The 25,406-nt window shown below is 67.7% G+C and carries 27 protein-coding genes and 1 tRNA gene; 17 read left to right on the forward strand and 11 right to left on the reverse strand.

What is annotated here, in order from left to right; all coding sequences use genetic code 11:
- Window positions 1-95: 95 nt before the first annotated feature.
- The 6 genes from sufB to ACQFZP_RS04870 all read left to right on the forward strand — a co-directional run bounded on the left by sufB (window position 96) and on the right by ACQFZP_RS04870 (window position 5,927).
- The gene (gene sufB, locus ACQFZP_RS04845; protein ID WP_179556768.1) at window positions 96-1,514 is read left to right on the forward strand and encodes a Fe-S cluster assembly protein SufB; all 1,419 of its coding nucleotides are present in this window, start codon (window positions 96-98) and stop codon (window positions 1,512-1,514) included.
- A complete protein-coding gene (gene sufD / locus ACQFZP_RS04850) occupies window positions 1,515-2,720 on the forward strand; it encodes a Fe-S cluster assembly protein SufD (protein WP_104311904.1) in 1,206 nt (401 codons plus the stop codon). It begins immediately after the preceding gene.
- Window positions 2,717-3,049, forward strand: a complete 333-nt coding sequence (locus ACQFZP_RS04855; RefSeq protein ID WP_211890489.1) for a non-heme iron oxygenase ferredoxin subunit — start codon at window positions 2,717-2,719, stop codon at window positions 3,047-3,049. The genes sufD and ACQFZP_RS04855 overlap by 4 nt, the downstream gene beginning before the upstream one ends.
- A gap of 3 nt (window positions 3,050-3,052) precedes the next feature.
- The gene (gene sufC / locus ACQFZP_RS04860; protein WP_104252897.1) at window positions 3,053-3,817 is read left to right on the forward strand and encodes a Fe-S cluster assembly ATPase SufC; all 765 of its coding nucleotides are present in this window, start codon (window positions 3,053-3,055) and stop codon (window positions 3,815-3,817) included.
- Window positions 3,818-3,826: 9 nt separating this feature from the next.
- Window positions 3,827-4,159, forward strand: coding sequence for a metal-sulfur cluster assembly factor (locus ACQFZP_RS04865; RefSeq protein WP_104311902.1), 333 nt, complete (start codon window positions 3,827-3,829; stop codon window positions 4,157-4,159).
- Window positions 4,160-4,328: 169 nt separating this feature from the next.
- Entirely contained in the window at window positions 4,329-5,927 is a 1,599-nt protein-coding gene (locus ACQFZP_RS04870; RefSeq protein ID WP_104312574.1) for an ABC-F family ATP-binding cassette domain-containing protein, read from the forward strand.
- Between the two features lie 78 nt (window positions 5,928-6,005).
- On the opposite strand, the gene ACQFZP_RS04875 is transcribed toward ACQFZP_RS04870, so the two are convergent.
- The 3 genes from ACQFZP_RS04875 to ACQFZP_RS04885 are packed head-to-tail and all read right to left on the reverse strand — an operon-like array spanning window position 6,006 to window position 7,403.
- A complete protein-coding gene (locus ACQFZP_RS04875) occupies window positions 6,006-6,860 on the reverse strand; it encodes an SURF1 family cytochrome oxidase biogenesis protein (protein WP_307852736.1) in 855 nt (284 codons plus the stop codon).
- Window positions 6,857-7,135 carry a hypothetical protein gene (locus tag ACQFZP_RS04880; RefSeq protein ID WP_306455471.1) on the reverse strand — a complete coding sequence of 93 codons (279 nt, stop codon included), beginning with the start codon at window positions 7,133-7,135 and terminating at the stop codon, window positions 6,857-6,859. The genes ACQFZP_RS04875 and ACQFZP_RS04880 overlap by 4 nt, the downstream gene beginning before the upstream one ends.
- Window positions 7,128-7,403 carry a DUF3099 domain-containing protein gene (locus ACQFZP_RS04885; RefSeq protein WP_146079113.1) on the reverse strand — a complete coding sequence of 92 codons (276 nt, stop codon included), beginning with the start codon at window positions 7,401-7,403 and terminating at the stop codon, window positions 7,128-7,130. The genes ACQFZP_RS04880 and ACQFZP_RS04885 overlap by 8 nt, the downstream gene beginning before the upstream one ends.
- A gap of 80 nt (window positions 7,404-7,483) precedes the next feature.
- Between ACQFZP_RS04885 and ACQFZP_RS04890 the strand changes: the two genes are divergently transcribed.
- Window positions 7,484-8,194: a beta-ketoacyl-ACP reductase gene (locus ACQFZP_RS04890; RefSeq protein ID WP_104311900.1), complete on the forward strand. Its 711-nt coding sequence runs from the start codon at window positions 7,484-7,486 to the stop codon at window positions 8,192-8,194.
- 77 nt (window positions 8,195-8,271) lie between these two features.
- Here the strand turns inward: ACQFZP_RS04890 and serB are convergent, their stop codons facing one another.
- Both serB and ACQFZP_RS04900 read right to left on the reverse strand, forming a co-directional pair.
- Complete coding sequence (gene serB / locus ACQFZP_RS04895; protein WP_307852737.1) at window positions 8,272-8,931, reverse strand: phosphoserine phosphatase SerB; 660 nt, start codon at window positions 8,929-8,931, stop codon at window positions 8,272-8,274.
- A complete protein-coding gene (locus tag ACQFZP_RS04900; RefSeq protein ID WP_104252892.1) occupies window positions 8,928-10,169 on the reverse strand; it encodes a glucose-1-phosphate adenylyltransferase in 1,242 nt (413 codons plus the stop codon). The genes serB and ACQFZP_RS04900 overlap by 4 nt, the downstream gene beginning before the upstream one ends.
- Window positions 10,170-10,216: 47 nt before the next feature.
- Here ACQFZP_RS04900 and glgA point away from each other — a divergent pair, with 47 nt between their 5' ends.
- From glgA to ACQFZP_RS04915, 3 genes are all read left to right on the forward strand, one after another.
- Window positions 10,217-11,401, forward strand: a complete 1,185-nt coding sequence (gene glgA / locus ACQFZP_RS04905; protein ID WP_104311899.1) for a glycogen synthase — start codon at window positions 10,217-10,219, stop codon at window positions 11,399-11,401.
- A gap of 50 nt (window positions 11,402-11,451) precedes the next feature.
- Window positions 11,452-12,237, forward strand: a complete 786-nt coding sequence (locus tag ACQFZP_RS04910; protein ID WP_211890490.1) for an ABC transporter ATP-binding protein — start codon at window positions 11,452-11,454, stop codon at window positions 12,235-12,237.
- A gap of 88 nt (window positions 12,238-12,325) precedes the next feature.
- The gene (locus tag ACQFZP_RS04915) at window positions 12,326-12,586 is read left to right on the forward strand and encodes a type B 50S ribosomal protein L31 (RefSeq protein WP_068481959.1); all 261 of its coding nucleotides are present in this window, start codon (window positions 12,326-12,328) and stop codon (window positions 12,584-12,586) included.
- Window positions 12,587-12,727: 141 nt separating this feature from the next.
- Here ACQFZP_RS04915 and ACQFZP_RS04920 read toward each other — a convergent pair whose 3' ends face one another.
- A complete protein-coding gene (locus tag ACQFZP_RS04920; RefSeq protein ID WP_211890491.1) occupies window positions 12,728-13,423 on the reverse strand; it encodes an exonuclease domain-containing protein in 696 nt (231 codons plus the stop codon).
- Window positions 13,424-13,528: 105 nt separating this feature from the next.
- On the opposite strand from ACQFZP_RS04920, the gene ACQFZP_RS04925 reads away from it, so the two are divergent.
- Window positions 13,529-14,440: an alpha/beta fold hydrolase gene (locus ACQFZP_RS04925; RefSeq protein ID WP_211890492.1), complete on the forward strand. Its 912-nt coding sequence runs from the start codon at window positions 13,529-13,531 to the stop codon at window positions 14,438-14,440.
- Window positions 14,437-15,516: a glycosyltransferase family 4 protein gene (locus ACQFZP_RS04930; RefSeq protein ID WP_211890493.1), complete on the forward strand. Its 1,080-nt coding sequence runs from the start codon at window positions 14,437-14,439 to the stop codon at window positions 15,514-15,516. The genes ACQFZP_RS04925 and ACQFZP_RS04930 overlap by 4 nt, the downstream gene beginning before the upstream one ends.
- A gap of 16 nt (window positions 15,517-15,532) precedes the next feature.
- Here the strand turns inward: ACQFZP_RS04930 and ACQFZP_RS04935 are convergent, their stop codons facing one another.
- Window positions 15,533-16,408 carry a Sir2 family NAD-dependent protein deacetylase gene (locus ACQFZP_RS04935; protein ID WP_211890494.1) on the reverse strand — a complete coding sequence of 292 codons (876 nt, stop codon included), beginning with the start codon at window positions 16,406-16,408 and terminating at the stop codon, window positions 15,533-15,535.
- Here ACQFZP_RS04935 and ACQFZP_RS04940 point away from each other — a divergent pair.
- Window positions 16,407-17,246 (forward strand): TrmH family RNA methyltransferase, encoded by an 840-nt coding sequence (locus tag ACQFZP_RS04940; RefSeq protein WP_211890495.1) that lies wholly within the window; start codon window positions 16,407-16,409, stop codon window positions 17,244-17,246. The genes ACQFZP_RS04935 and ACQFZP_RS04940 overlap by 2 nt on opposite strands.
- Here the strand turns inward: ACQFZP_RS04940 and ACQFZP_RS04945 are convergent.
- Complete coding sequence (locus tag ACQFZP_RS04945) at window positions 17,236-18,045, reverse strand: SGNH/GDSL hydrolase family protein (RefSeq protein ID WP_104311892.1); 810 nt, start codon at window positions 18,043-18,045, stop codon at window positions 17,236-17,238. The two genes, ACQFZP_RS04940 and ACQFZP_RS04945, sit on opposite strands and share 11 nt — an antisense overlap.
- A gap of 97 nt (window positions 18,046-18,142) precedes the next feature.
- Between ACQFZP_RS04945 and ACQFZP_RS04950 the strand changes: the two genes are divergently transcribed.
- Window positions 18,143-19,321 (forward strand): acyl-CoA dehydrogenase family protein, encoded by a 1,179-nt coding sequence (locus ACQFZP_RS04950; RefSeq protein WP_211890496.1) that lies wholly within the window; start codon window positions 18,143-18,145, stop codon window positions 19,319-19,321.
- Window positions 19,322-19,377: 56 nt separating this feature from the next.
- A complete protein-coding gene (locus ACQFZP_RS04955) occupies window positions 19,378-21,207 on the forward strand; it encodes a DEAD/DEAH box helicase (protein ID WP_104311891.1) in 1,830 nt (609 codons plus the stop codon).
- 78 nt (window positions 21,208-21,285) lie between these two features.
- Here the strand turns inward: ACQFZP_RS04955 and ACQFZP_RS04960 are convergent, their stop codons facing one another.
- The 3 genes from ACQFZP_RS04960 to ACQFZP_RS04970 form a co-directional block, all read right to left on the reverse strand.
- A complete protein-coding gene (locus tag ACQFZP_RS04960; protein WP_179556779.1) occupies window positions 21,286-21,987 on the reverse strand; it encodes a DedA family protein in 702 nt (233 codons plus the stop codon).
- Between the two features lie 107 nt (window positions 21,988-22,094).
- Entirely contained in the window at window positions 22,095-22,643 is a 549-nt protein-coding gene (locus ACQFZP_RS04965; protein ID WP_179556780.1) for a flavin reductase family protein, read from the reverse strand.
- A 193-nt stretch (window positions 22,644-22,836) separates the two neighbouring features.
- A tRNA-Leu gene (locus ACQFZP_RS04970) sits at window positions 22,837-22,922 on the reverse strand.
- Window positions 22,923-23,053: 131 nt separating this feature from the next.
- On the opposite strand from ACQFZP_RS04970, the gene ACQFZP_RS04975 reads away from it, so the two are divergent.
- Window positions 23,054-24,364: a M20/M25/M40 family metallo-hydrolase gene (locus tag ACQFZP_RS04975; protein ID WP_211890497.1), complete on the forward strand. Its 1,311-nt coding sequence runs from the start codon at window positions 23,054-23,056 to the stop codon at window positions 24,362-24,364.
- Between the two features lie 194 nt (window positions 24,365-24,558).
- Window positions 24,559-25,401, forward strand: a complete 843-nt coding sequence (locus ACQFZP_RS04980) for an undecaprenyl-diphosphate phosphatase (protein ID WP_104311888.1) — start codon at window positions 24,559-24,561, stop codon at window positions 25,399-25,401.
- The last annotated feature ends 5 nt before the right edge of the window (window positions 25,402-25,406 follow it).

Genomic DNA, 25,406 nt, shown 5'->3' on the forward strand with positions numbered 1-25,406 from the left:
GCCGTAGACCCACATGCGAGACGAACGCCGGCGTGAAGCCGGGCGAGCGCCCGCACGTGCACAACGACTTCAGAGATGAGAGAGACGAGGCAGACATGTCAGATGTCCTGATCGATCGCCCAGAACTCGAGGGCCTCGGCCGCTATGAGTTCGGCTGGGCAGACTCCGACGTTGCGGGTTCGTCCGCGAAGCGAGGCATCAACGATGCCGTCGTCGCCGACATCTCGCGCCTGAAAGACGAGCCTGAGTGGATGCTCAAGACGCGCCTCAAGGGCTACAAGATGTTCGAGCGGAAGCCGATGCCGAACTGGGGTGCAGACCTCTCCGGCATCGACTTCGACAACATCAAGTACTTCGTGCGGTCGACGGAGAAGCAGGCCCAGACGTGGGAGGACCTGCCCGACGACATCAAGAGCACCTACGAGAAGCTCGGCATCCCCGACGCAGAGCGTCAGCGCCTCGTCGCCGGCGTCGCGGCTCAGTACGAGTCCGAGGTGGTCTACCACCAGATCAACGAGGAGCTCGAGAAGCAGGGTGTCATCTTCATGGACACCGACACGGCGCTCCGCGAGCACCCGGAGTTCTTCGAGGAGTACTTCGGCACCGTCATCCCCTCCGGGGACAACAAGTTCGCGGCCCTGAACACGGCCGTCTGGTCGGGCGGCTCGTTCGTCTACGTGCCGAAGGGCGTGCACGTCGAGATCCCGCTGCAGGCCTACTTCCGCATCAACACGGAGAACATGGGTCAGTTCGAGCGGACGCTGATCATCGCCGATGAGGGCAGCTACGTCCACTACATCGAGGGCTGCACGGCTCCCATCTACAAGTCCGACTCCCTGCACTCGGCGGTTGTCGAGATCATCGTGAAGAAGAACGCCCGCGTTCGCTACACGACGATCCAGAACTGGTCGAACAACGTCTACAACCTCGTCACGAAGCGCGCGATCGCCGAAGAGGGCGCGACGATGGAGTGGGTCGATGGCAACATCGGCTCGAAGGTCACCATGAAGTACCCGTCGATCTACCTGGTCGGCGAGCACGCCAAGGGCGAGACCATGTCCGTCGCCTTCGCGGGTCCCGGCCAGCACCAGGACGCCGGCGCCAAGATGATCCACATGGCTCCGTACACGCAGTCGTCGATCACGTCGAAGTCGATCGCGAGGGGTGGGGGACGAGCCGGCTACCGAGGCGAGGTCCGCATCGATGCCAAGGCTCACCACTCATCGAACAGCGTCGTCTGCGACGCGCTGCTCGTCGATACGCAGTCCCGTTCTGACACGTACCCCGCGATCGACATCCGGGTCGACGACGTGCAGCTCGGCCACGAGGCCACCGTCACGAAGGTGTCGGAGGAGCAGCTCTTCTACCTCATGAGCCGCGGACTCCCGGAGACCGAGGCCATGGCCATGATCGTTCGCGGCTTCATCGAGCCCATCGCTCGCGAGCTGCCGATGGAGTACGCGCTGGAACTCAACAAGCTCATCGAGATGAGCATGGAAGGATCGGTCGGCTAGATGACGACGCAGGTGACGAGCGAGCAGATCAACCCGCTCGGTCTCAACAAGCACAGCCATGGGCCCGGCTCCGAGGTGCCGGTGCAGACGAGGTCGGAGCGCTTCACCTCCTTCGACTTCGCCGACTTCGCACCGCTCAGCGGCCGCGAGATCGAGTGGAAGTACACTCCCGTCGCGAAGCTCGACGCGCTCATCAACGGCACGCTCACCGGAACCCGCTCCGAGCTCGACTTCTCGGAGACCGAGGGCGTCTCGGTGAGCTGGATCCCGCGTTCGGATGCGCGCATCGGCTCCGCAGGAAAGCCAGAGGACCGCGCCTCCGCCAACGCCTGGACGAACTTCGAAGAGGCGCTCCTCGTCGAGGTGTCGGGCGAAGACGACAAGCAGTTCGTCCTCGACCGCAAGGGCTTCGGCGACGCCGCACTCGCGGCCCACGTCGTGATCGACATCAAGCCGCACGCCAGGGGCCTCATCATCCTCCGCCACACCGGCGAGGCGACGGTCGCCGAGAACGTCGAGATCCTCGTCGGCGACGGCGCGAACGTCACGGTCGTCTCCATGCAGGAATGGGAGGACTCCGCGCAGCACCTCTCCACGCACTTCCTGTCGGTGGGGCGCGACGCGTTCATCAAGCACATCGTGGTCTCGCTCGGCGGTGGCATCGTGCGGCTCAACCCGACGCTCCAACTCAATGCGCAGGGCGCGGATGGCGAGCTCTACGGGCTCTACTACTCCGACGCCGGCCAGCACCTCGAGCACCAGGTCTTCGTCGACCACAATGCGCCACACACGCGCAGCCGTGTCAACTACAAGGGTGCGCTGCAGGGCGAGGGCGCGCGCGCCGTCTGGATCGGCGACGTGCTCATCCGCCGCAACGCGCCCGGCACCGACTCCTACGAGCAGAACCGCAACCTCGTCCTCTCGGAGGGGACGCGCGCCGACTCGGTTCCGAACCTCGAGATCGAGACCGGCGACATCGAGGGCGCGGGTCACGCGTCCGCGACTGGTCGCTTCGACGACGAGCAGCTCTTCTACCTGATGAGCCGCGGCATCTCCGAGGCCATGAGCCGTCGCCTCGTGGTGCACGGCTTCCTCAACGAGATCGTCCAGCAGATCGGGAACGAGGAGATCGCAACCCATCTTCGGGACGCGCTCGAACGCGAGCTCAACGAGGGCGCAAGTCCTCTGCTCGTCGCAGAGCGATGACCTCGGTGCGTCTCTGCGCCGCAGACGACGTGAAGGTCGAGGCGCCGCAGCGCTTCGAGATCGAGGGACAGGCCATCTGCGTCGTCCGGGACTCGGCCGGTGAGCTCTTCGCTCTCGGGGACCGATGCTCGCACGGAGACATCTCGCTTGCCGAGGGCTTCGTGGAGGACGCCTCGATCGAATGCTGGGCGCACGGCTCCCAGTTCTCGCTCAAGACCGGGTGGCCACGCACCCTCCCCGCCTACGAACCAGTGCCCGTGTACCGCATCCAGGTGCAAGAGGGCGACATCTACATCGACCCCACTCCAATCTTCGAGGAGAAGAGCTAGCACATGTCCACGCTGCAGATATCCGACCTCCACGTCACGGTCGAGACCGACCAGGGCACCAAGGAAATCCTCCGCGGTGTCGACCTGACGATCAACCAGGGCGAGATCCACGCCATCATGGGCCCGAACGGCTCAGGCAAGTCGACGCTCGCGTACACGATCGCGGGCCACCCCAAGTACGAGGTGACGAGCGGCTCGATCACGCTCGACGGCGAGGATGTCCTCGAGATGTCCGTCGACGAGCGGGCGAAGGCCGGCCTCTTCCTCGCCATGCAGTACCCCGTCGAGATCCCCGGCGTGACGGTCGCGAACTTCCTGCGCACCGCGAAGACCGCCGTCTCCGGTGAGGCCCCGCCCCTGCGCCCGTGGCTCAAGGAGGTCAAGTCCTCCATGTCCGCACTGCGTATGGACCCGGTCTTCTCCGAGCGCAACGTCAACGAGGGCTTCTCCGGTGGCGAGAAGAAGCGCAACGAGATCCTCCAGCTCGAGCTTCTCAAGCCGAAGTTCGCCGTGCTCGACGAGACCGACTCCGGCCTCGACGTGGATGCGCTCCGCATCGTGTCCGAGGGCGTCAATCGCGTCAAGGAGAACACCGGCCTCGGCGTGCTCCTCATCACCCACTACACGCGCATCCTGCGCTACATCAAGCCGGACTTCGTGCACGTCTTCGTCGCGGGCAAGGTCGCTGACCAGGGCGGACCCGAGCTCGCCGACCGCCTCGAGAACGAGGGCTACGACCGCTACCTCGCGCAGCAGGTCGAGGCGTAGGATCACGCCATGGCACTGACGACACTCGAAGCGACACGCTACGACGAGATCGAAGAGGCGCTCAAAGAGGTCGTGGACCCAGAGCTCGGCGTCAACATCGTCGACCTCGGCCTCATCTACGACCTGAACTGGGACGACGATTCCGACGCGCTGGTCATCTCGATGACGCTCACCTCCGCAGGTTGCCCGCTGACTGACGTCATCGAGGCCGACACCGCGCAGGCGCTCGACGGCCAAGTCGAGCGGTTCGTCATCAACTGGGTCTGGATGCCGCCGTGGGGTCCTGAGAAGATCACCGACGACGGGCGCGACATGATGCGCGCCCTCGGGTTCAACATCTGACCCACGTCTGACCGTGATGAGCCCCGCCTCGGCGGGGCTCATTCGCGTCTCGTCTAGACTGGGCAGGTTGTCGGCTACGGGGCCAGCCCGGTCGACCCCGGCGTGGCCCCGACACCCGCCCCTCAGCACTGCACAGCTCGCCCCGCTCTCCACCGAATGGATGCTCTTCTTGCTCGCCGTACATGACCTCGAAATCACCATGGGTGCCCGCACCCTCATGTCGGGAGTCAACTTTCGTGTTGCCGCTGGCGACAAGATCGGCCTCGTCGGTCGCAACGGCGCGGGCAAGACGACGCTGACGAAGATCCTGGCGGGGGACACCCTCCCGACGGCAGGGAAGATCGAACGCCGAGGCGAGATCGGCTACCTCCCGCAGGACCCGCGGAGCGGCGACCCGACGCAGACGGCCCGCACGCGCATCCTGGACGCCAGAGGACTCGGCGAACTGCGTCTCGGCATCGACGAGGCGACCCTCGCGATGGCGGAAGGGTCTCCTGCCGAGCAGGAGGCCGCGATGAAGAAGTACTCGCGCCTCGATGACAGGTTCCTGGCGCTCGGAGGCTACGCGGCCGAAGCCGAGGCCGCGGCGATCGCCAGCAACCTCAAGCTGCCGGACCGCATCCTCGACCAGGAGCTGCAGACGCTCTCGGGTGGACAGCGTCGTCGCATCGAACTCGCCCGGATCCTGTTCTCCGGCGCGGAGACGATGCTGCTCGATGAGCCGACGAACCACCTCGACATCGACTCGGTCATCTGGCTGCGGGAGTTCCTCAAGGGATATGCCGGCGGGCTCATCGTGATCTCCCACGACGTCGAACTCGTCGGCGACACCGTCAACCGCGTGTTCTACCTCGACGCGAACCGCCAGGTCATCGACGTCTACAACATGGGCTGGAAGCACTACCTGCGACAGCGTGAGGCTGACCAGGAGCGCCGCAAGAAGGAGCGGGCCAACATCGAGAAGAAGGCGACCGTGCTGCAGCAGCAGGCCGCCAAGTTCGGTGCCAAGGCGACGAAGGCCACCGCGGCCCACCAGATGGCGCGTCGTGCGGAGAAGATGCTCTCGGGTCTCGAGGAGGTCCGCGTCGCCGACCGGGTGGCGAAGCTGCGCTTCCCGACTCCCGCGGCCTGCGGCAAGACCCCGCTGCGGGCATCGAACCTCTCGAAGTCCTACGGATCGCTCGAGATCTTCACCGCGGTCGACCTCGCCATCGACCGAGGTTCACGTGTCGTGATCCTCGGGCTCAATGGTGCGGGCAAGACGACCCTTCTGCGTATGCTCGCCGGCGTCGATGAGCCGGACACGGGCGCGCTCGAGCCGGGCCACGGCCTCAAGATCGGCTACTACGCCCAGGAGCACGAGACGCTGGATGTCGCCCGCAGCGTCCTCCAGAACATGGTGAGCGTCTCGAGCCACCTCACGGAGACCGAGGCGCGCAAGGTACTCGGCTCCTTCCTCTTCTCCGGGGATGACGTGCACAAGCCGGCTGGGGTGCTCTCCGGCGGTGAGAAGACGCGACTCGCGCTGGCGATGCTCGTGGTTTCCAGTGCCAACGTCCTGCTCCTCGACGAACCGACGAACAACCTCGACCCGATGAGCCGTGAGCAGATCCTGGACGCGCTCGCGCACTACGAAGGCTCAGTCGTGTTGGTCAGCCACGACGAGGGCGCTGTCGAGGCGCTCAACCCCGAGCGGGTGCTCATCATGCCCGATGGGGTGGAGGACCACTGGACGCCCGACTACTTCGATCTCATCACGATGAACTAGGCACGCCGCGCGAACGCTCCTGCCTCACCACGAAGCGCATGCCCCTCGGGGCATGCGCTTCGTTCGTGACGGGGACTGTCAGGGGCCTGCGCGGTCGAGGAGCTCGTCCTCGATCTCCGCATCGGTCCTGCGGCGGCGACCAGCTCGCTCGCGTTCGCGGGCGAGCGCCTCCCTCACCTTGGGGTCGTCCGGGTTTCGATCGCGGTATTCGGCGCGGAGGCCGAAGATGAGCCCGAGAAGCGCGATGATCGCGAAGATGATCCACTGGAACGCGTAGGACAGGTGATTGCCCTCATCCAGCGCCGGCTTCGTCGTGAGCGCGCCGGTCTCCGCTGACGGCCGTTCGGCAGACAGCAGGCCGTATGCACCCGTGTACACGCGGTCCGCACCGAGCTCTGCGGCGAACTGCGGCAGGTGGATGGTCGCGATCTGTCCGGCCGGAGCGCTGCGACCCGGGATCTCTGGTTCGCCGGGTTTGAGTCGCGCCACCACCGTCGCATCACCCTCGGGGGGTGCCGGCACGTGGTCGGGGGAGTCCTGCGCGTCCCCGGTCGGGATCCAGCCGCGGTTCACGATGAAGACCCGTCCGTCCTGAGTCTCGAAGGGGGTCAGGATCTCGAAGCCTGGGAGGCCGTTGTGGGGTCGAGACCGGGCCAGGAGCTGCTCGTCGGTCAGATATCTGCCCTGCAGGAGCACGGGCGTCCACTCCTGGTTGATCGAGAACGCGTCGAGCGATGCGAGCTCCGACTCGATCGGGACCGGCTCCCGGTCGAAGTTGCCGGTGATGCGGGCGTTCTCGGAGACGCGCTCGTCTCGACGCTCGAACTGCCAGTGGCTCAGGAAGCCGCACGCTACGGCGAACACGATGAGCAGACCCAGGTAACCCAGCCAGCGCTTCGACAGCGCGAACCGCCAGCGACGCTCGCCGCTCACGCGTGCCCATCCTCGTGGTCGGCCGCCTCGCCCGCGATCGCGGCGGCGGTCACCGGAAAGTCCCGCTGGCGGAGGAAGTCCTCGAGGTAGCCAGCATGCTCGCCGCAAGCGAGCCAGACCTTGCGGCGGGTCTCGTCGTGGATGCGGGGGTTGCGCCACTCCAGTCGGGTCGTCGCATCGGCGCTGCAGCCCGCGCGCGAACACCGAGGCTCCGCCTCGGCCGCGTCCAGACCGCCGCCCTGCAGGGCCCCGAGCAGGTCGAAGCCGTCACGCATCCGGCTTGCCTCGCCGCTGGAGGAAACTCGGCCGCTCCACCCTGCGTGTTCTGCGCTGCGTCGCGGCGTTGGCGATGACGACGGCGAAGTAGGGAAGGAAGATGGCTCCGGCTGCGAACACGAACATCCAGGGTCCGCGCACCCAGATGAGCGCGACGAAGCACGCCACCCTGATCAGCATCATGATGGTGTACTTCTTCATGCGGGCGGCGCGCTCGTCGTACTCGCTGTCCGCCATGGAGGTGACGTTCGTTGTGTGTGATCGCACGGTGGCAGGTGCTCCTCTCGGCGATCTGCTCAGCTTACTCCTCGCCCCTAGACTGGAGCTCACCGTCTCAAGGGAGCAGCATGACCCAAAGAACCGTCCTCGTCACGGGAGGAAACCGTGGCATCGGCTTCGCCATCGCCGCACACTTCGTCAGCTTGGGGCATCGCGTCGCGGTGACCTCGCGCTCGGGGGAGGGCGGGCCGGAAGGCGCGCTCACCGTGCAAGCTGACGTCACCGACTCGGCAAGCGTCGACGCGGCGTTCAAGGCCGTCGAGCAGGAGCTCGGGGCCGTCGAGGTGCTCATCGCCAACGCTGGCATCACGAAGGACAACCTCCTCCTCCGCATGTCGGAGGACGATTTCCAGCAGGTCATCGACACGAACCTGACGGGAGTCTTCCGCGTCCTCAAGCGCTCTTCGAAGGGCATGCTCAAGGCCCGATTCGGACGGGTCGTCTTCATCTCGAGCGTGGTCGGGCTCTTCGGCTCGCCCGGTCAGATCAACTACTCGTCGGCGAAGGCCGGCCTTGTCGGCATGGCCCGCTCGCTCACCCGCGAGCTCGGCTCGCGCGGCATCACAGCCAACGTCATCGCGCCAGGGTTCATCGAGACCGAGATGACGGCCGTGCTGCCGGAGGACACGAAGAAGGAGTACCTCTCGCAGATCCCCGCCGCGCGCTACGGCAGCGTCGACGAGATCGCGAAGACCGCAGCGTGGCTCGCGAGCGATGACGCCGGATACATCTCCGGCGCCGTCATCCCGGTCGACGGCGGACTCGGCATGGGGCACTAGCGGCGGCCGCCAGGCGAACAGACGAAGGGCCGACCGGATGCACGCATCCGGTCGGCCCTTCGTCTGCGCCGTGGCCGTCAGCCCGCGAGGCCGAGCACGTGCAGCACCTGACGCATGTCGCGATCGGGGAGGCTGATGTGCGCCTGCTCGCGCACGACCGGCTTGGCGTCGAACGCGATCGAGAGTCCCGCCGCCGACATCATGCCGAGGTCGTTCGCGCCGTCTCCGATGGCGACCGTCCGTGACGGGTCGACCCCGAGTTCGTCTGCCCACTCGAGCAGCGTGTCGCGCTTGGCCTCACGACCGATGATGGGGCCGGAGACGCGTCCCGTGAGTCTGCCTTCGATGATCTCGAACCGGTTGGCTCGCCACCGGTCGAGGTCCAGCCTGGCAGCGAGGTCGTCGAGGATCTCATGGAACCCGCCGGAGACGGCAGCGATGTACCCGCCGGCGGCGTGCACGCCCGAGACGAGCTCGGGAACGCCATCGGTGACGACGACCCGGTCGACGACCGAGGCGACGTCGGCGGCAGACACGCCCTCGAGGAGCGCAACACGATGCCGCAGGCTCTCCTCGAAGTCGAGCTCGCCGGCCATGGCGCGTTCCGTGACCTCGGTGACCTGGGCGGTCACGCCGGCGTAGTCGGCGATGAGCTCGATGACCTCATCCTCGATGAGGGTCGAGTCGACGTCGAGGAGGACCAGGAACGGGGCGCGGGTCAGCGTGCCCGACGTCACGGTTCGACGATCCCGAACTTCTCCACGACGGTGAGGCCCGAGTCGGTGACCGTGAATCCGCGACGGAGGTCATGCTCGCGGTCGACGCCGACGGAGGCGCCCTCCTTGACGATGACGTTCTTGTCGAGGATCGCGCGCCGAACCACGGCGCCGGCCTGCACGTTGACCCGATCGAACAGGATCGAGTCGACGACAGCCGCCCCGGACTCGACGTTGTCCCACGGGCCGAGCACGCTCCGCTCGATGTGCGCGCCTGAGATGACGGAGCCGAGGGAGATGATCGAGTCGATCATGGTGCCCGTCGACCCGCGGCTGTCGCGGACGAACTTCGCGGGAGGGGAGTTCAGCTGCTGGGCGAAGATCGGCCACTTCTCGTTGTAGAGGTTGAAGATCGGCAGCGTGGAGATGAGGTCCATGTGCGCGTCGTAGAACGAGTCGATCGTGCCGACGTCGCGCCAGTAGTCGCGATCGCGATCCGTGGAACCAGGAACGACGTTGTCCTTGAGGTCGTAGACGCCGCAGTCACCCTGCGCGACGAAGCTCGGGATGATGTCCCCGCCCATGTCGTGCTTCGAATCCTCGAGCGTGGAGTCGCGGATGACGGCTTCCACGAGCTTGTCCGCAGTGAAGACGTAGTTGCCCATCGACGCCAGGATCTCGCCCGGGCTGTCCGGCAGCCCCTGCGCGTCGTCCGGCTTCTCGAGGAACTCGCGGATGAGCGTGCGGTCGTCCGGGTCGACGTCGATGACCCCGAACTGGTCGGAGAGGGAGATCGGCTGGCGGATGGCCGCGACCGTCGCGCTCCGACCCGAGGCGATGTGCGCCTCGATCATCTGCGAGAAGTCCATGCGGTAGACATGGTCGGCTCCCACCACGACGACGATGTCCGGCGATTCGTCGTTGATGAGGTTCAGGCTCTGCCTGATCGCGTCAGCCGAGCCCGAGAACCAGCGCTTGCCAAGGCGCTGCTGTGCAGGCACCGAGGCGACGTAGGAGTTGAGCATGGCCGGGAGACGCCACGTATGCGAGACGTGTCTGTCCAGCGAGTGGGACTTGTACTGGGTCAGGACGACGATCTTGTGAAGCCCGGAATTCACCAGGTTCGAGAGCGCGAAGTCAATGAGTCGATACTGGCCTGCGAAGGGCACAGCGGGCTTTGCCCGGTCTGCAGTGAGCGGCATGAGCCGCTTCCCCTCACCGCCAGCGAGAACGATGCCGAACACCTTTGCCTGTGACATGACTCGAGCTTAGGGGTTCCCAGCCCCGCTGTACTACCGTGTAGCCCGTGAGAGTAGATCTGGTAACACGCGAGTATCCACCGGCCGTCTACGGCGGGGCCGGAGTCCACGTCACCGAGCTCGTCAAGGCGATGAGGCGCGACATCGACGTCAACGTCCGCTGCTTCGGCGACGCCCGCGATGAGCAGCAGACGTACGCCTACACGACGCCGCCAGCGCTGCGTTCGGCGAACCCGGCGCTCGGCTTCCTCGGCACCGACCTCGAGATCGCGAACGACATCGAGGGTGCCGACCTCGTGCACTCGCACACCTGGTACGCGAACGCGGCGGGCCACGTCGCGAAGCTGCTCCACGGCATCCCGCACGTCATCACGGCGCACAGCCTCGAGCCGCTGCGCCCGTGGAAGGCGGAGCAGCTCGGCGGCGGCTACCGGCTCTCCAGCTGGATCGAGCAGGTCTCCTATGAGCACGCCGACCGCATCATCGCGGTGAGTCACGGCATGCGAGCCGACATCCTGCGCGCCTACCCCAACCTCGACCCGGACAAGGTGGAGGTCGTCTACAACGGCATCGACCTCGATGCATGGCAGCGGGTCGAGGACCCGGAGGCAGCGCGCGAGCTCGGCATCGACCCCGACCGCCCCGCAGTGGTGTTCGTGGGACGCATCACGCGACAGAAGGGGCTTCCCTACTTCCTTCGGGCGGTCCGCGAGCTCCCTCCGGAAGTCCAGGTCATCCTGTGCGCCGGAGCGCCGGACACCCCCGAGATCGAGGCCGAGGTCGCCGCCCTCGTCGCGCAGCTGCAGACCGAGCGCGACGGTGTGGTCTGGCTCGCAAGGCACCTCAGCAAGAGAGAGATCATGACGGCGCTCTCCGCGTCGACGGTCTTCGCGTGCCCATCGATCTACGAGCCGCTCGGCATCGTCAACCTCGAAGCCATGGCCTGCGGCACGGCAGTCGTCGGAACCGCGACCGGCGGGATCCCCGAGGTCGTCGATGACGGCGTCACGGGTCGCCTCGTGCCGATCGAGCAGGCGACTGACGGCACCGGCACGCCGCTCGACCCTGACAAGTTCGTCGCCGACCTCGCTCGGGTCCTCACCGAGGTCGTCAGCGACCCGGAGACGGCCGCACGCTACGGGAAGGCCGGGCGAGAACGCGCCGAGCGCGAGTTCACCTGGCGGCGCATCAGCGACGAGACCATCGCCATCTACGAGCAGCTCGTTGGCTGACGCGGTGCGCCGCCGAAGCCTCGGTGCCAGCCGCGTTTAGGCTGGGGCATATGGCAACGGTTCTCGAATTCAACGACGCTACGGTCGTTCGCAACGGTCGTCCGATCCTCGACCACGTCACCTGGAGCGTCGACGAGACGGAGCGATGGGCGGTGCTCGGCCCCAACGGAGCCGGCAAGTCCACGCTGCTCTCGCTCGCATCCGCGACGCAGCACCCGACAACAGGCGAGGTCGACGTGCTCGGCGAGCGCCTCGGGCGGACCAACGTGTTCGAGCTGCGCCCACGGATCGGCGTCGCCTCGAGCGCGATGGCGCGCCGGATCCCGGGGGACGAGAGCGTCATCAACGTGGCGCTCACCGCCTCCTACGCCGTGACAGGCCGTTGGAACGAGGCCTACGAGGAGATCGACGAGCGACGCGCGCAGCGCGTGCTCGAGGAATGGAACCTCGGCGGCTTCGCCGAGCGCGACTTCGGCACGCTGAGCGATGGCGAGCAGAAGCGCACGCTTATCGCGCGGGCCATCATGACCGACCCCGAGCTGCTGCTGCTCGACGAGCCGAGCGCCTCCCTCGACCTCGGCGCTCGTGAGAACCTCCTCGCGGCGCTCTCGAGCTTCGCGCAGAGCCCGTACGCCCCCGCCATCGTCATGGTCACGCACCACGTCGAGGAGATCCCCGTCGGCATCACCCACGTGCTCCTGCTGCGCGAGGGCAAGCTCGTCGCCGCCGGCCCGATCGCCGAGGTGCTCACCAGCGCGAACCTCGAGACCACCTTCGGTCTTCCCCTGCACGTCACGAACGCGGGCGGCCGCTACGCGGCCCGCGCGTCGCACTGACACTCACGCGTCCCCATCTGCTAAGGTTGATCCTTGGCTCAGGACCCGTGGTCCGATTCTGCTCACCAAACTCGTTGAAGGAACCCTTATGAAGGCTGACGTCCACCCCACCTACAACACGGTGGTGTTCAACGACCTCGCATCGGGGGAGAAGTTCCTCACCCGTTCCACGGTCTCGAGCGCCAAGACGATCGAATGGGAAGACGGCAACACGTACCCAGTCATCGACGTCGAGATCTCCAGCGCCTCGCACCCGTTCTACACGGGCAAGCAGCGCATCATGGACTCCGCCGGTCGTGTCGAGAAGTTCAAGAACCGCTACGCCAAGTTCGGCGGCGGCAGCAAGTAGTCTCGTCTGCATCGCAGGCGAGCTCACTGCTCACGCGAGAAGGGCGGCACCGTTTCGGTGCCGCCCTTCTGCGTATCCCCGAGACCGGGGCGAAGCGCGCCCTCGCCCTGTCACAGCGAGCGAGACGCCGGAAACTGATCGTCAGGAAGCCGTGCGGACCGGCCACGCTCCGTCTGCGGTGAAGTCCGGATCGCGGTTGGCTCGCATATAGGCCTCGAAGTCCCTGGCCTGATCCGCCGCCCACGTGACCTGCCTCATGTGGAGCTCAGGCAGGGGGAGGTCGAGCTCCACCGGGTACTTGGAGGCGAGGGCAAGGGCGAGCTGCCCAGCGGCGACGGCGTCGTCGCCTGCCGAGTGCGCGTCGATGAGCTCGACCCCGTAGAAGATCGACGTGTCCGTGAGGGTGCGCTTGCCCTTCCGGTAGCGGTCGAGCGCGCGATCGATGACGAGGGGGTCGACCACCTGCTCCGAGAAGACGACCGGCTCGATACCGTGGCGCGCGCACTCCCGAGCGAAGAGCGTGAGGTCGTACGGCGCGTTGTAGATGACAAGCGGCACCCGATGACGTGCGATCCAGTCGAGGGCGGCCCGCAGCTCCGTGACGACCTCAACAGCAGGCCGCCCCTCCGCCTGCGCGATCTCCGTCGTGATGCCGTGCACCGCCGCGGCTCGCTCCGGGATAGGGACCCCGGGGTCCGCGAGCCAGTCAGTGCCGCGTTCCACCGTGCCCTCCCCGTCGATGAGCCCCACGAACGCGGTGACGATCCGGTCGTTCTCGACGTCGATACCCGTCGTCTCGAGATCGAACACCGCGACGCGCTTCGTCCACTCGGTCATAGCTTCCTCATCCCGCCTCGAGATCCTGGGGCGAGAACAGTGTCCCCGCCGAGCGCGAACGCGCCTGAGCACGGCCTCCCGCCCTGCTCGGTACACTCTTGCACGATGCCTTCCTCCGCTCCTGCAGCCACTCCCGGGTCCCCGTCGCTTGCCCACTCCGTTCGTATCCTGGGCTCAGCGTGCGCCTGGTGGGAAAAGGGCCCCGCCGCCGCAGACGCCACGGCAACGATCGTCCTGGTGCATGGCTTCCGCGGCACCCACCACGGCCTGCTGCCGGTCGTGAATCGTCTTCCAAACGTGCGCTTCATCGCCCCCGACCTCCCGGGTTTCGGTGAGTCGGAACCGCTGGAACACGGGCACACGCTGGACGACTACTCGGCGTGGCTCGAGGCGTTCCTCGAGCAGGTCGATCCGGACGGCGATGCGATCGTGCTCGGGCACTCGTTCGGCTCGCTCGTGATCTCCAGGAGGTCGTCGGCGATCGGAGATCGACCGCTCGTGCTCATCAACCCGATCGCGTCACCGGCTCTGGAAGGGCCGCAGGCGATCCTCACCCGACTCGCGATCTTCTACTACTGGCTCGGCTCGCGCCTTCCCGCTTCGGCAGGTCGGCTGCTGCTCTCGCACCCGCTCATCACGCGCATCATGAGCGAGGTCATGGTGAAGACGAAATCCAAGCCGCTCAGGGCCTGGATCCACGCGGAGCATGAGCGGCACTTCTCCGATTTCTCGGACCGCGAGACGCTCCTCGCGGCGTTCCGTGCCTCAGTCTCGGATTCGGTGCTCGCGCACGCGGCTGAGCTTCCGGCATCCACCGTGCTCATCGCCGGTGCCCTCGACGACATCGCTCCGCTCGAGGCGCAGCTCGAACTCGCCCGACTCGCCGACGTGCCACTGCACGTCATCGCGGGCACTGGGCACCTGGTGCACTACGAGACGCCCATCGCCGCCGCGCGCCTGCTCGCCGACGTCATCGCCGACGCACACCCCGGCACGCCAGCGGAGCAAGCACGGTGAGACTGCTCTTCGACTGCCGCTACGTGCGCATCGATCGTCATGACGGCATCTCGAGGTACTCCGCCGAACTCGTACGAGCCCTCTCCGAGCTCCACCCCGTGACCATGCTGATCTCGGACGAGCGGCAGCTGCCGATGCTGCCCGACCTGCCGCACGAGGTCATCAGTGCGCCGACGTCGCCGGCGGAGCCGTTCGTGGCCCGGGAGGTCAATCGGTTGCGCCCGGACGTGGTCGTGAGCCCGATGCAGACGATGGGGTCCCTGGGTCGGCGCTACGGGCTGATCCTGACCATCCACGACCTCATCTACTACGAGCACCCGAAGCCGCCGCAGTTCCTGCCCTGGTACGTCCGTGTGCTGTGGCGCGTCTACCACCTGTCATTCTGGCCGCAGCGCCTCCTGCTGCGAGGAGCGGACCAGGTGGCGGTCGTCTCGGCGACCACACGCGAACTGCTCCGAGCCAAGCGGCTGACCCGGCGCCCCATCCCGCTCGTGCCCAACGCGCCGGATCCCGCCTTCGCGGCCACGCCGAGGTCGGCGCCGCCGAGCGAGCCCAACCTCGTCTACATGGGCTCGTTCATGCCGTACAAGAACGTCGAGACGCTCGCCCGCGCCATGCGCGACCTACCAGGGTGGCGCCTCCACCTGTGCTCGAAAGTGGACGAGCGGACCCTGGCCGCGCTCGAGGCGCAGGCCCCGGCGGACTCGATCGTCGCCCACCAGGGCGTGAGCGACGAGGAGTACCGCACGCTGCTCGGGCACGCGACGGCGCTCGTGGCCGCGTCGAAGAGCGAGGGCTTCGGCCTGCCGCTCGTCGAGGCGATGTCTGCAGGCACCCCCATCCTGGTGAGCGACACCCCGATCTTCCGCGAGGTCGGGGGGACGGCCGCCGGATACTTCCCGGCGGACGACGCTGGCCTGCTCGCGACCATGGCCAAGCGCCTGCAGGCCGATCCAGCGGCGTGGCGCTCCGCCTCGGCAGCAGGCGTCGCCCGCGCGGCCGACTACGCGTGGGAACGGTCGGCGGCGACGCTGCTCGACGCCTGCCGACAGGTGGCGCAGCGACGGCGGAGCTGAGGCCGCCGACCTCGCCCTAGGAGTCGGAGGTGAGTCTCCCCGCGAGGTCCACGAGCGACTCGGACGTGCCGCCTTCGACGTACACGGAAGCCAGGTGGCCGATCGCGGCGTCACCGCGGTTGAACAAGACGACCGGCTTCTTCGCCGCGACGGCGCGGTGCACGAGCCGCCGCCCCGTGTTGACGACCAGCGACGTCCCCGCGACGAGCAGCGCATCGGCCTCATCAACGAGTTCACGCGCGCGCTCGGCAACCGACGGGCGCACGACGTCACCGAACATGACGACGTCGGGTTGCAGGATGCCACCGCAGACCGGGCAGGAAGGAAGTTCGTCGATCTCGGCCCCGCTCGCCTCGGCGTCGCCGTCGGGGCGACTGCTGGCGTCCGCTGCGAGTTCGGCGATGCGGGGGGAGGAGTCCAAGATGTCGGCGAGCAGGGCAGCTCTCGAGATCTCGTGGCCGCAGCTCGTGCAGCTTGCCGTGCGCATGCTGCCGTGCAGCTCGACGACGTTGCGGCTCCCCGCCCGCACGTGCAATCCGTCCACGTTCTGGGTGGCGACACCCGCGGCGGCTCCGTGGCGTTCGAGCTCGGCGAGCGCGAGGTGCCCGGCATTGGGTTCCGCGCCGGAGAAGCGGGCAGCGCCCAAGGCGGCTCCCGCCCAGTAGCGTCGGCGGGTCGCCTCGTCCGACATGAACTGCTGGATCGTCATGGGCGAGATGCGCGGGGCCTTGCCGTCACCGCGGTAATCCGGGATGCCGGAGTCGGTCGACAGCCCCGCCCCCGTCAGCACCGCGAAGGTGCGATCCGACAGCAGGTCGGCGGCGCGGGCGAGGCCCTCTGCTCGAGTCCGATCGGCCCTGGCCCCGTTCGCTTCTGACAGGATTGCCTCCATGCGCTTGACCCCTCTCCAGTCGACCGATTGGCCACGTGCGACCCCATCCGTCCGCTCACTCGAACAGTCTGGACTCGACGACTATTCCCGGCTGACCGACGTGGCCCTGCGTCGGCGCCTCGAGCCCGAGGGCGGCCTGTACATCGCCGAGTCGCCGAAGGTCATCGAGCGCGCCCTGCGTGCCGGTCACACGCCGCGCTCGCTCCTCCTCATGGAGCAGTGGTTGCCGACCGTGGAACCGCTGCTCGAGTCGTTCCCCGAGGTCCCCGTGTACGTCGGGTCGAGCGAGCAGCTCGAGCAGCTGACCGGGTTCCGCATGCACCGGGGCGCGCTCGCTTCCATGCACCGGCCATCCTTGCGCGATCCGGCGGAGCTCCTGGCCGACGCGAAGACGGTCGTCGTGCTCGAGGACCTCGTCGACCACACCAACGTCGGCGCTGTCTTCCGGGCGGCGGCGGGCCTCGGTGCCGACGCAGTCCTGGTGACCCAGGAGTGCGCTGACCCGCTCTACCGCAGGAGCGTTCGAGTCAGCATGGGGACCGTCTTCCAGGTGCCGTGGACCCGGCTGCCAGCCTGGCCGGACGCGGCGACGCTCTTCGCCGACGCCGGTTTCGATGTCGCCGCCCTGGCCCTCGATGACGACGCGGTATCGCTCCGCGACTACGCCGCCAGCAGACCGGAGCGCACCGCGATCCTGCTCGGCACGGAGGGGGATGGGCTCAGCCGCGGCGCCCTCAGCGCCGCGACGACGACGGTCACGATTCCCATGCTCCACGGCGTGGACTCGCTGAACGTGGCCGCGGCAAGCGCGGTCGCGCTCTACGCGCTCACGGGATAGGCGGAGCGGCATCCGTTCCGAAGGAGAAGGGTTCCGCGAATGGGCGCTTGGCGATCACATTGTCTCCGGACGATTCATTCCGGAGACGACGCAGTACCCAGGGCACGAGGTGCTGCCTCGCCCACACCATGTCCTGCGCCCTCGCTTCGCGCCACCTGGCCGGCCGTGCGGGGGCCGGCTGCATGGCGACGAGATCGTTCTCGACGTTGAGGGCCGCGAGCACCATGCGCGCCACCTCGTGGTGCCCGTAGGAGTTGAGGTGCAGTCGGTCGCTGACCCACATGCTCGGCCGTTGGATCGAGCGCAGCGCCCACTGGTCCGCGACGATGCAGTCGTGGTATTCCGCGATGCCGCGCACGTGCTCGTTGTAGATGGCGATCTTGCCGCGCATGGACGAGAAGACGGGCGCGAACTTCGTGTCCACGCCGGTGAAGACCACGACGGTCGCTCCGGACGCCCGCAGCGAGCCGACGAGCCGTGAGAAGCGAGCCGCGATGGCGTCCGGGTCGGCGCCAGGGCGGATGATGTCGTTGCCGCCCGCGGAGACGGTCACGAGGTCGGGCTTCAGCTCGAGGGCCGGCCCGAGCTGCTCCTCGACGATCTGGTCGAGGAGTCGCCCGCGGATAGCAAGGTTGGCGTAGGCGAAGTCGGTGCGATGCGCGGCGAGCTCCTCGGCCACGCGATCGGCCCAGCCGCGGAGCCCGCCAGGCGCGGTCGGCTCGGGATCGCCGACCCCCTCGGTGAAGGAATCGCCGATCGCGACGTAGCGGCTCCAGGGAATGAGTTCGCGTTCTGACATCTCGCTGCTGCTCTCCTCGATCGGATCTGAAGACCAAGCCCTCGCCGGCTGAGACTTCCTGCTGGTGGTCGAAGCCCTGGCGAGTACCGTGGTCAGCATGCCAGCTTCAGACCCGAGATCCATTTTGGCCGATGAGCTGCTCGAGGTGCTCAACCAGCGCGCGAGCCGCTACGACGCAGAGAACTCGTTCCCTACCGACGACCTCGATGCGCTGCGCGAAGTGGGCTACCTGCGGCTGTTGGTTCCCCGAGATTTCGGGGGCACCGGCGCCACGCTCGAGCAGGCGGTGAGGTGCCAGGCGCGCCTTGCGGCCGCGGCACCTGCGACGGCCCTCGCCGTCAACATGCACCACGTCGTGGCGGGCATCGCCCGCGCGCGGCACGAGTCTGACGACGATGGCCTCGACTGGATGCTGCGCGAGATCGTTGCGGGGGAGACGTACGCGCTCGCGATCTCCGAGATCGGCAACGACGCCGTGCTCTACGACTCGAATGTCCGAGCCGAGCCGGAGCAGGGCGGCGGCTACCGACTGCACGGCATGAAGATCTTCACCTCGCTCTCGCCCGTCTGGACCAGGCTCGTCACCTTCGGCCGCGACGACACGGGTGCGGAGCCCGCCCTCGTGCACGGGGTGCTGCGGCGGGATGACGACGGGGTGCGCATCCACGACGACTGGGACACGCTCGGGATGCGGGCCACGCAGAGCTGCTCGACGTCGCTGGATGGTGCTCTCATCCCAGCCGATCGGGTCATCGCCCGTCTCCCCGTCGGACCGAACGGCGAGCCGCACATCTTCGCGGTCCACTCGAATTTCCTCCTCCTGGTCGCTGCGTGCTACGTCGGCATCGGGGACCGTGCCCTCGAGCTGGCCGTCGACGCCGCGAACCACCGGACGAGCTCGACCCAGGGAGGGATGCGGCTCGCCGACGACGTGCAGGTTCGAGAGGAAATCGCCAGAATGAGCATTCGACAGCTCGCAGCGCGTACCCTCGTTGAGTCCATCGCACGCGATGTCGACGAGGGGGCGCCGCACGGCGACGCCTGGTTCGCGCGCTTGACGATGGCGAAGTACGAGGCGGTCGCAGCCGCGGCCGCCACGACGCATGATGCGCTCGGGATTGTCGGAGGCAGCGGCTACCGTTCCGGACACGAGCTCGCGCGACTGCTGCGGGACGTGCTCGCGGGCGGGCTGCACCCGTCCAATGAGCGCGCCGTGCGCCGGCTCCACGCCGGCCACCGCCTCGGCCCCATTCAAGACCCACCAACCAGCCGCTGACGGACGAAGACCGACGGGCTGCCCCTGCCAATGAGTGAAAGGAACTCGACGCAGCTATGACCGAACGCGAGGCCGTCCAGGAAACGCACTCCTCAAGCCACGACGGCACCCGCTACGGTCACCAGGTCGGCACGTTCGCCGCCGAGCACCTCTCGCCTTCCTTCCCGCAGCGAGCACCCTGGGGAACGGCGGGCAGGCTCCGAGCCTGGCAGGCCGAGGCCCTCGACGTGTACTTCGAGAGCGAGCCAAGAGACTTCCTGGCCTCAGCGACGCCGGGCGCTGGGAAGACGACGTTCGCCCTCCGACTCGCGACAGAGCTCCTCCAGCGCCGCTCGGTGGACCGCATCACGATCGTCGCCCCGACGGACCACCTCAAGACGCAGTGGGCAGAAGCCGCGGCTCGGGTCGGCATCCGCATCGACCCCCGCTACGGCAACAACCAGGGCATCCACTCGCGTCAGTTCCACGGAGTGGCCGTCACGTACGCGCAGGTCGCCATGAAGCCGAGCGTGCACAGCCACCTGACGGCGTCCGGTCGCACGCTCGTGATCCTCGACGAGGTGCACCACGGTGGAGACGCGTTGAGCTGGGGGGACGCGATCCGCGAGGCGTTCGGCCACGCCGATCGTCGCCTCTCGCTCACGGGAACCCCGTTCCGCTCCGACTCCGCGCCCATCCCCTTCGTCACCTACGCGCCCAACGAGGACGGCATCCGCACCTCGCTCACCGACTACTCGTACGGCTACGGGCGAGCGCTCGAAGACGGCGTCGTCCGCCCCGTGCTCTTCATGTCCTACGCCGGCAACGTGCGCTGGCGCGACACGCAGGGCGAGGAGATGTCGGCCGGTCTCGCTGAGGACAACACGAAGGACATCGTCTCTCAGGCGTGGCGCACCGCCCTCGATCACGAGGGGCAGTGGATCCCGCAGGTCCTGCAGGCCGCAGACCAGCGCCTCAGCGAGGTGCGCCAGGAGGTGCCGGACGCCGGCGGCCTCGTCATCGCCACCGACCACGCTGCCGCCAAGGGCTACGCGGCGATCCTGAAGACCATCACCGGCACGAAGCCCGCGCTCATCCTGTCCGACGACAAGGGCGCCTCTGACCGCATCACCGAGTTCTCGGCGAGCGATGAACGGTGGATGGTCGCCGTGCGCATGGTGTCTGAGGGCGTCGACGTGCCGCGCCTCGCGGTGGGCGTCTACGCGACCAACGCGTCGACGCCGATGTTCTTCGCGCAGGCCATCGGCCGTTTCGTGCGCGCCCGCAAGAAGGGCGAGACGGCCACGGTGTTCGTTCCGAGCGTGCCGCAGCTCACCAAGCTGGCGCACGCCCTCGAGATGGAGCGCAATCACGCGCTCGATCGGCTCGCGGACGCCGACGATTCCAGGGCCCCGGAAGAGGACATGATGGCGGCCGCCGAGCGGCCGGACAAGACCAGCGATGAACTGGGCAAGTTCACCTTCGAGGCGATCTCCAGCGAGGCGCTCTTCGACAAGGTGCTGTACGACGGGGGCGACTTCGGCTATGCGGCCGAGGTGGGCAGCGAGGAGGAGCTCGAGTTCCTCGGTCTGCCTGGCATCCTCGACGCCGACCAGGTGCGCTCCGTGCTGTCGCAGCGCCAAGCGAAGCAGGGCCGCATCCAGGAGTCGCGCGTGAAGGCCGGGCCACCGGCCCCGGCGCCACCGCAGGCCCTGCACCGGACCCTGAAGGAGCAGCGGACGCTGCTCAACAGTCTGGTCTCCGTCTACGCGAAGCAGTCGGGGGAGCCCCACGGCATCGTGCACGCGGAGCTGCGTCGCAGCTGCGGAGGGCCAGCGGTCGGCCAGGCCACCGTGTCGCAGATCCAGGCGCGCATCGACGTCCTACGGCGACGAATGCGCGCCTGAGACGCGGGATGGACGCCTGAGACGCGGATGGACGCCCACGTCGGTGGGCGTCCATCAACGAACGCAGAGCGGGAAGCGCTACGCGGAGTGTCCACCCCGGTGCACGCGTCCGCGGATCTTCACCACCAGGAACCAGATGATGGCGCCGGCGACGAGGGCGTAGACGAGGTACTTGAGCGCGTCAGCGTAGATGAGGATCTGCTCCCACGCGTCGCCGAGCAGGTAGCCGGCCATGACGAAGATGGTGTTCCAGATCGCGGAGCCGGCGAGCGTGAGCAACCCGAATTGCAGGGCGGGCATGCGCTCGATGCCAGCCGGTATCGAGATGAGGCTGCGGAAGATGGGCAGGAAGCGGCCGAAGAACACGGCCTTCTTGCCGTGCTTCTTGAACCAGTTCGTGGTCTTGACCACGTCGGCGGCGTCGACGAGTGGGATCTTGCGGGCGAGCCACACCATGCGGTTGTGGCCCAGCCAGCGGCCCAGCCAGTACAGCGCGTAGGCGCCGACGACCGAGCCGATGGTCGTCCAGATGATCGCCTCGACCACCGAGAACTTGCCCTGGTGCGCCGCGAGGCCGGCGAGGGGGAGGATGATCTCGGACGGGATGGGCGGGAACAGGTTCTCGAGTGCGACGGCGAGGCCGGCTCCCGGGGCCCCGATCGTCCCCATGATGTCGATCGCCCAGTCGGAGATCACGCCGAAGAATCCGCCTGAGGCTTCTTCGACGGCGCCGCCGCCTGAGCTGGCGGCGTGCAGGAGGGCGGTTGCGAGGCCGGGCATGGTTCGAGGAGGTCCTTCTCGGTCTGGGAGCGTCGAGGCAGTTGACGCGCGAAGCGCTCGTCGGTGTCCTGCATCCCCAAACTACCGGAAGGGGCCCTCCAGGCCTGTCAGCTGTGTGGTGCGCCGAGCTCGTGCCAGATGCGGTTCCGGTACACGACCCCGCCGCCTGCTCGTTCGGAACCCGCTCGGCCGTCGCGCGCTTCGATGACGTCGAGCACGACCAGCACCGCCCCATCGACGTCGAGCGTGCTGCGGATGGTGCCTCGCGCCCACCGCTGGACGGCGCTGTAGTGCGGCTCACCGCTCGGCAGGTAGCTCCAGCTGTCGAGGTCCGCGAAGCGGTCGACGCCGCTCGTGGCGGCCACCTGAGCGACCGCCAGGGACTCCTCGTCGATGAAGTGCACGAGGATGCTGGGCGACGAGAGGATGCCCGGCGTCGCCGACGACGCCGTGGAGAGCGAGAAGGCCACGAGCGCTGGGGAGGCGTTCACGGAGGTGAGCGACGTGATCGTCATCGCGACCGGACCGTCTTCGCTCTGCGCCGTGAGGACCGCGACGCCCGACGGATGCTGGCGGAAGAGCGACCGGAAGCTCTCGGAGAGCTCTGTCTGGTCGATCTGCGCGTGGTTCACGAGCGATGTCGTTTCAGCTGACACGGGTGCACTCCTGGGATGACGGGGGATGGGCCAACACCGAGCGTCACGGGACGTGCGCTTCCTCGCAAGCGAAGGTTGCCGAGTGTTTCGCTCCGCGGCATCTCACTACGCGCGGAGTCAGGGAGTCGGACCACGGTGTCGTCACGGAGAAACACGAAAGGCCCGGGAGAGAACTCCCGGGCCTTTCAACCTGTGCGCGAGGGGGGACTTGAACCCCCACGCCCTAATACGGGCACTAGCACCTCAAGCTAGCGCGTCTGCCATTTCCGCCACCCGCGCAGGTTGTGCTGTTGAGCACGAGGAGAAACATTACCAGGATTCCGACGAAACGCGAATCGAGGCGAGAATGCGTGCATCCCGGGCGCGTCGCGCCGGAATTCCGGGCCTCGCACAGCGGTAGCGTTGGGGGCATGGCTGACTCCCTCGAACTCGACCCCACCGTCACGACGACCCAGGACCTCATCCGTCTCGACACCACCAACTACGGCGAGGGTCGCTCGAAGGGCGAGACCGAGGCGGCCCAGTACCTGGAGGCGCGGCTCACGGCGCTCGGGCTCGACGTGACCACGATCGAGGCAGCCCCGGGACGCCCGAGCATCTTCACGCGGGTCCCCGGCCGCAACGCGGCGAAGCCGGCCCTGGTCGTGCATGGGCACACCGACGTCGTGCCCGCCGAGGCGGGCAACTGGAGCGTCGACCCGTTCGCGGGGGTCATCAAGGACGGTCTCCTGTGGGGGCGCGGGGCCGTCGACATGAAGAACATGGACGCCATGATCCTGACCGCGGTCGAGGAGATCCTCGGCGCGGGGGAGCTCCCCGAGCGCGAGCTCGTGCTGGCCTTCTTCGCCGATGAGGAGAACGGCGGCCAGTTCGGCTCCGAGCCCATCGCGCGAGACCACCCTGAGCTCTTCGCGGGGGCGACACAGGCGGTCTCCGAGGTCGGCGGCTACTCGATCACGGTCGGCGGCAAGCGCGCCTACCTGCTGCAGACGGGGGAGAAGGCGCTGCTCTGGCTGCGCCTCCACGCGAAGGGACGGGCCGCACACGGCTCGCGTGTCATCCCCGCCGAGGAGAACGCGGTGACACGCCTCGCCCAGGCCATCGCGAAGCTCGGCTCGCACGAGTGGCCGGTGCTGCTCAACGACACGACCACGTCCATGATCACCGAGCTCGCGCGCCTCCTGGACGTCGACCCGCAGGAGACCACGCCGGGTGCGATCGTCCTGGCGACGGGCAGCGCGTCCGGCTTCCTGACGGCCAGCCTCCGGTCGACGACGAACCCCACGATGCTGAGCGCGGGCTACAAGCACAACGTGATCCCGGAGTCGGCGAGCGTCGCCATCGACGCGCGCCCGTTCCCCGGCGCCGAGGACGAGCTGCTCGCGGAGATCCAGGCGATCGTCGGCGACGACATCGAGATCGAGACCGTGTTCCGCGGCATCGGCACCCAGGCCCCCGTCTCCGGCCCCATCGTCGACGCGGCGACAGCGGCCCTGCAGCGCCACGACCCAGAGGCGGTCGTGGTCCCGTACTTCCTGTCGGGCGGCACCGACAACAAGGCCCTCGCGACGCTCGGCATCGAAGGCTACGGCTTCGCGCCGCTGCGACTGCCGGAGGGCATCGACTTCCCCGCGATGTTCCACGGCGTCGACGAGCGTGTCCCACTCGAATCGCTGGTCTTCGGCCGCAAGGTGCTCGGCGACTTCCTGCGCAGCTACTGACGGCACCGGGGGCCGAGCCGAGGTCGCGACACCCACCACCGCGGCCGGTTCGCGCCCCCGAGGCCGGCCGCGCATCACCGTCGACGCGGGGTGCCCTCCGCGGCCGGCGCCGGTTTCGTGTTAGCGTGCGCCGGGCCCGACGTGACCTCACCGCGGCCCGCAGCTGGAAATCTCTCTCGGAAAAGGCAGTGGCAATGAACTGGTTTGACGCCGTGATCCTCGGTCTCGTGCAGGCGCTCACTGAGTTCCTGCCGATCTCCTCGAGCGCGCACATCCGCATCGTGGGCGAGTGGATCGGGGTCCAGGACCCGGGCGCGACCTTCACCGCCATCATCCAGCTCGGCACCGAGGCAGCCGTGCTCGTCTACTTCTGGGGCGACATCAAGCGCATCATCTCGCGGTGGTTCGCCTCCCTGCGCGGGAGCGTGCCGCGCAACGACCCGGATGCGCGCATGGGGTGGCTCATCATCTTCGGATCGATTCCCATCGTCGTGCTCGGCTTCCTGCTCCAGAGCCTCATCCGCGACCAGTTCCGGTCGCTCTGGATCGTGGCGTTCACGCTCATCATCTTCGGCGTCATCCTCGGCCTCGCCGACATCTTCGGCAAGCGCGCGAAGGCCCTCCAGGACCTCAACACGAGAGACGGCGTCGTCTACGGATTCGCGCAGGCGCTTGCCCTGATCCCCGGCGTCTCGCGCTCGGGCGGCACCATCACGGCGGGGCGCATCATGGGCTACGACCGACCGTCCGCCGCGAGGTACAGCTTCCTGCTGGCCATCCCCGCCGTGTTCGGCTCGGGCTTCTACGAGCTCGTCTCCGCGTTCGGAGAGGCGGAAGGCGCCGAGGCGCCCGTCGTCGGCACGATCATCGCGACGATCATCTCCTTCGTCGTCGGCCTTGTCGTCATCAAGTACCTGATGGCCTACCTCAACAAAGGCAGCTTCCTCCCGTTCGTGGTCTACCGGATCGCGCTCGGCACCCTCATCATCATCCTGCTGTCGTTCGGCCTCATGGATCCGACCGGCGGCGCCGCCTGACGCTG

The organism is Pseudoclavibacter sp. Marseille-Q434 (assembly GCF_050315415.1).
Classification (GTDB): Bacteria; Actinomycetota; Actinomycetes; order Actinomycetales; family Microbacteriaceae; genus Pseudoclavibacter.

What these genes read in the sequence shown, in the direction of transcription:
- sufB (WP_179556768.1), top strand. Translation starts at nt 96, where the DNA reads ATGTCAGATGTCCTGATCGATCGCCCAGAACTCGAGGGCCTCGGCCGC.
- sufD (WP_104311904.1), top strand. Translation starts at nt 1,515, where the DNA reads ATGACGACGCAGGTGACGAGCGAGCAGATCAACCCGCTCGGTCTCAAC.
- ACQFZP_RS04855 (WP_211890489.1), top strand. Translation starts at nt 2,717, where the DNA reads ATGACCTCGGTGCGTCTCTGCGCCGCAGACGACGTGAAGGTCGAGGCG.
- sufC (WP_104252897.1), top strand. Translation starts at nt 3,053, where the DNA reads ATGTCCACGCTGCAGATATCCGACCTCCACGTCACGGTCGAGACCGAC.
- ACQFZP_RS04865 (WP_104311902.1), top strand. Translation starts at nt 3,827, where the DNA reads ATGGCACTGACGACACTCGAAGCGACACGCTACGACGAGATCGAAGAG.
- ACQFZP_RS04880 (WP_306455471.1), bottom strand. Translation starts at nt 7,135, where the DNA reads ATGCGTGACGGCTTCGACCTGCTCGGGGCCCTGCAGGGCGGCGGTCTG.
- ACQFZP_RS04890 (WP_104311900.1), top strand. Translation starts at nt 7,484, where the DNA reads ATGACCCAAAGAACCGTCCTCGTCACGGGAGGAAACCGTGGCATCGGC.
- ACQFZP_RS04900 (WP_104252892.1), bottom strand. Translation starts at nt 10,169, where the DNA reads ATGTCACAGGCAAAGGTGTTCGGCATCGTTCTCGCTGGCGGTGAGGGG.
- ACQFZP_RS04910 (WP_211890490.1), top strand. Translation starts at nt 11,452, where the DNA reads ATGGCAACGGTTCTCGAATTCAACGACGCTACGGTCGTTCGCAACGGT.
- ACQFZP_RS04915 (WP_068481959.1), top strand. Translation starts at nt 12,326, where the DNA reads ATGAAGGCTGACGTCCACCCCACCTACAACACGGTGGTGTTCAACGAC.
- ACQFZP_RS04920 (WP_211890491.1), bottom strand. Translation starts at nt 13,423, where the DNA reads ATGACCGAGTGGACGAAGCGCGTCGCGGTGTTCGATCTCGAGACGACG.
- ACQFZP_RS04925 (WP_211890492.1), top strand. Translation starts at nt 13,529, where the DNA reads ATGCCTTCCTCCGCTCCTGCAGCCACTCCCGGGTCCCCGTCGCTTGCC.
- ACQFZP_RS04940 (WP_211890495.1), top strand. Translation starts at nt 16,407, where the DNA reads ATGCGCTTGACCCCTCTCCAGTCGACCGATTGGCCACGTGCGACCCCA.
- ACQFZP_RS04935 (WP_211890494.1), bottom strand. Translation starts at nt 16,408, where the DNA reads ATGGAGGCAATCCTGTCAGAAGCGAACGGGGCCAGGGCCGATCGGACT.
- ACQFZP_RS04945 (WP_104311892.1), bottom strand. Translation starts at nt 18,045, where the DNA reads ATGTCAGAACGCGAACTCATTCCCTGGAGCCGCTACGTCGCGATCGGC.
- ACQFZP_RS04950 (WP_211890496.1), top strand. Translation starts at nt 18,143, where the DNA reads ATGCCAGCTTCAGACCCGAGATCCATTTTGGCCGATGAGCTGCTCGAG.
- ACQFZP_RS04955 (WP_104311891.1), top strand. Translation starts at nt 19,378, where the DNA reads ATGACCGAACGCGAGGCCGTCCAGGAAACGCACTCCTCAAGCCACGAC.
- ACQFZP_RS04960 (WP_179556779.1), bottom strand. Translation starts at nt 21,987, where the DNA reads ATGCCCGGCCTCGCAACCGCCCTCCTGCACGCCGCCAGCTCAGGCGGC.
- ACQFZP_RS04975 (WP_211890497.1), top strand. Translation starts at nt 23,054, where the DNA reads ATGGCTGACTCCCTCGAACTCGACCCCACCGTCACGACGACCCAGGAC.
- ACQFZP_RS04980 (WP_104311888.1), top strand. Translation starts at nt 24,559, where the DNA reads ATGAACTGGTTTGACGCCGTGATCCTCGGTCTCGTGCAGGCGCTCACT.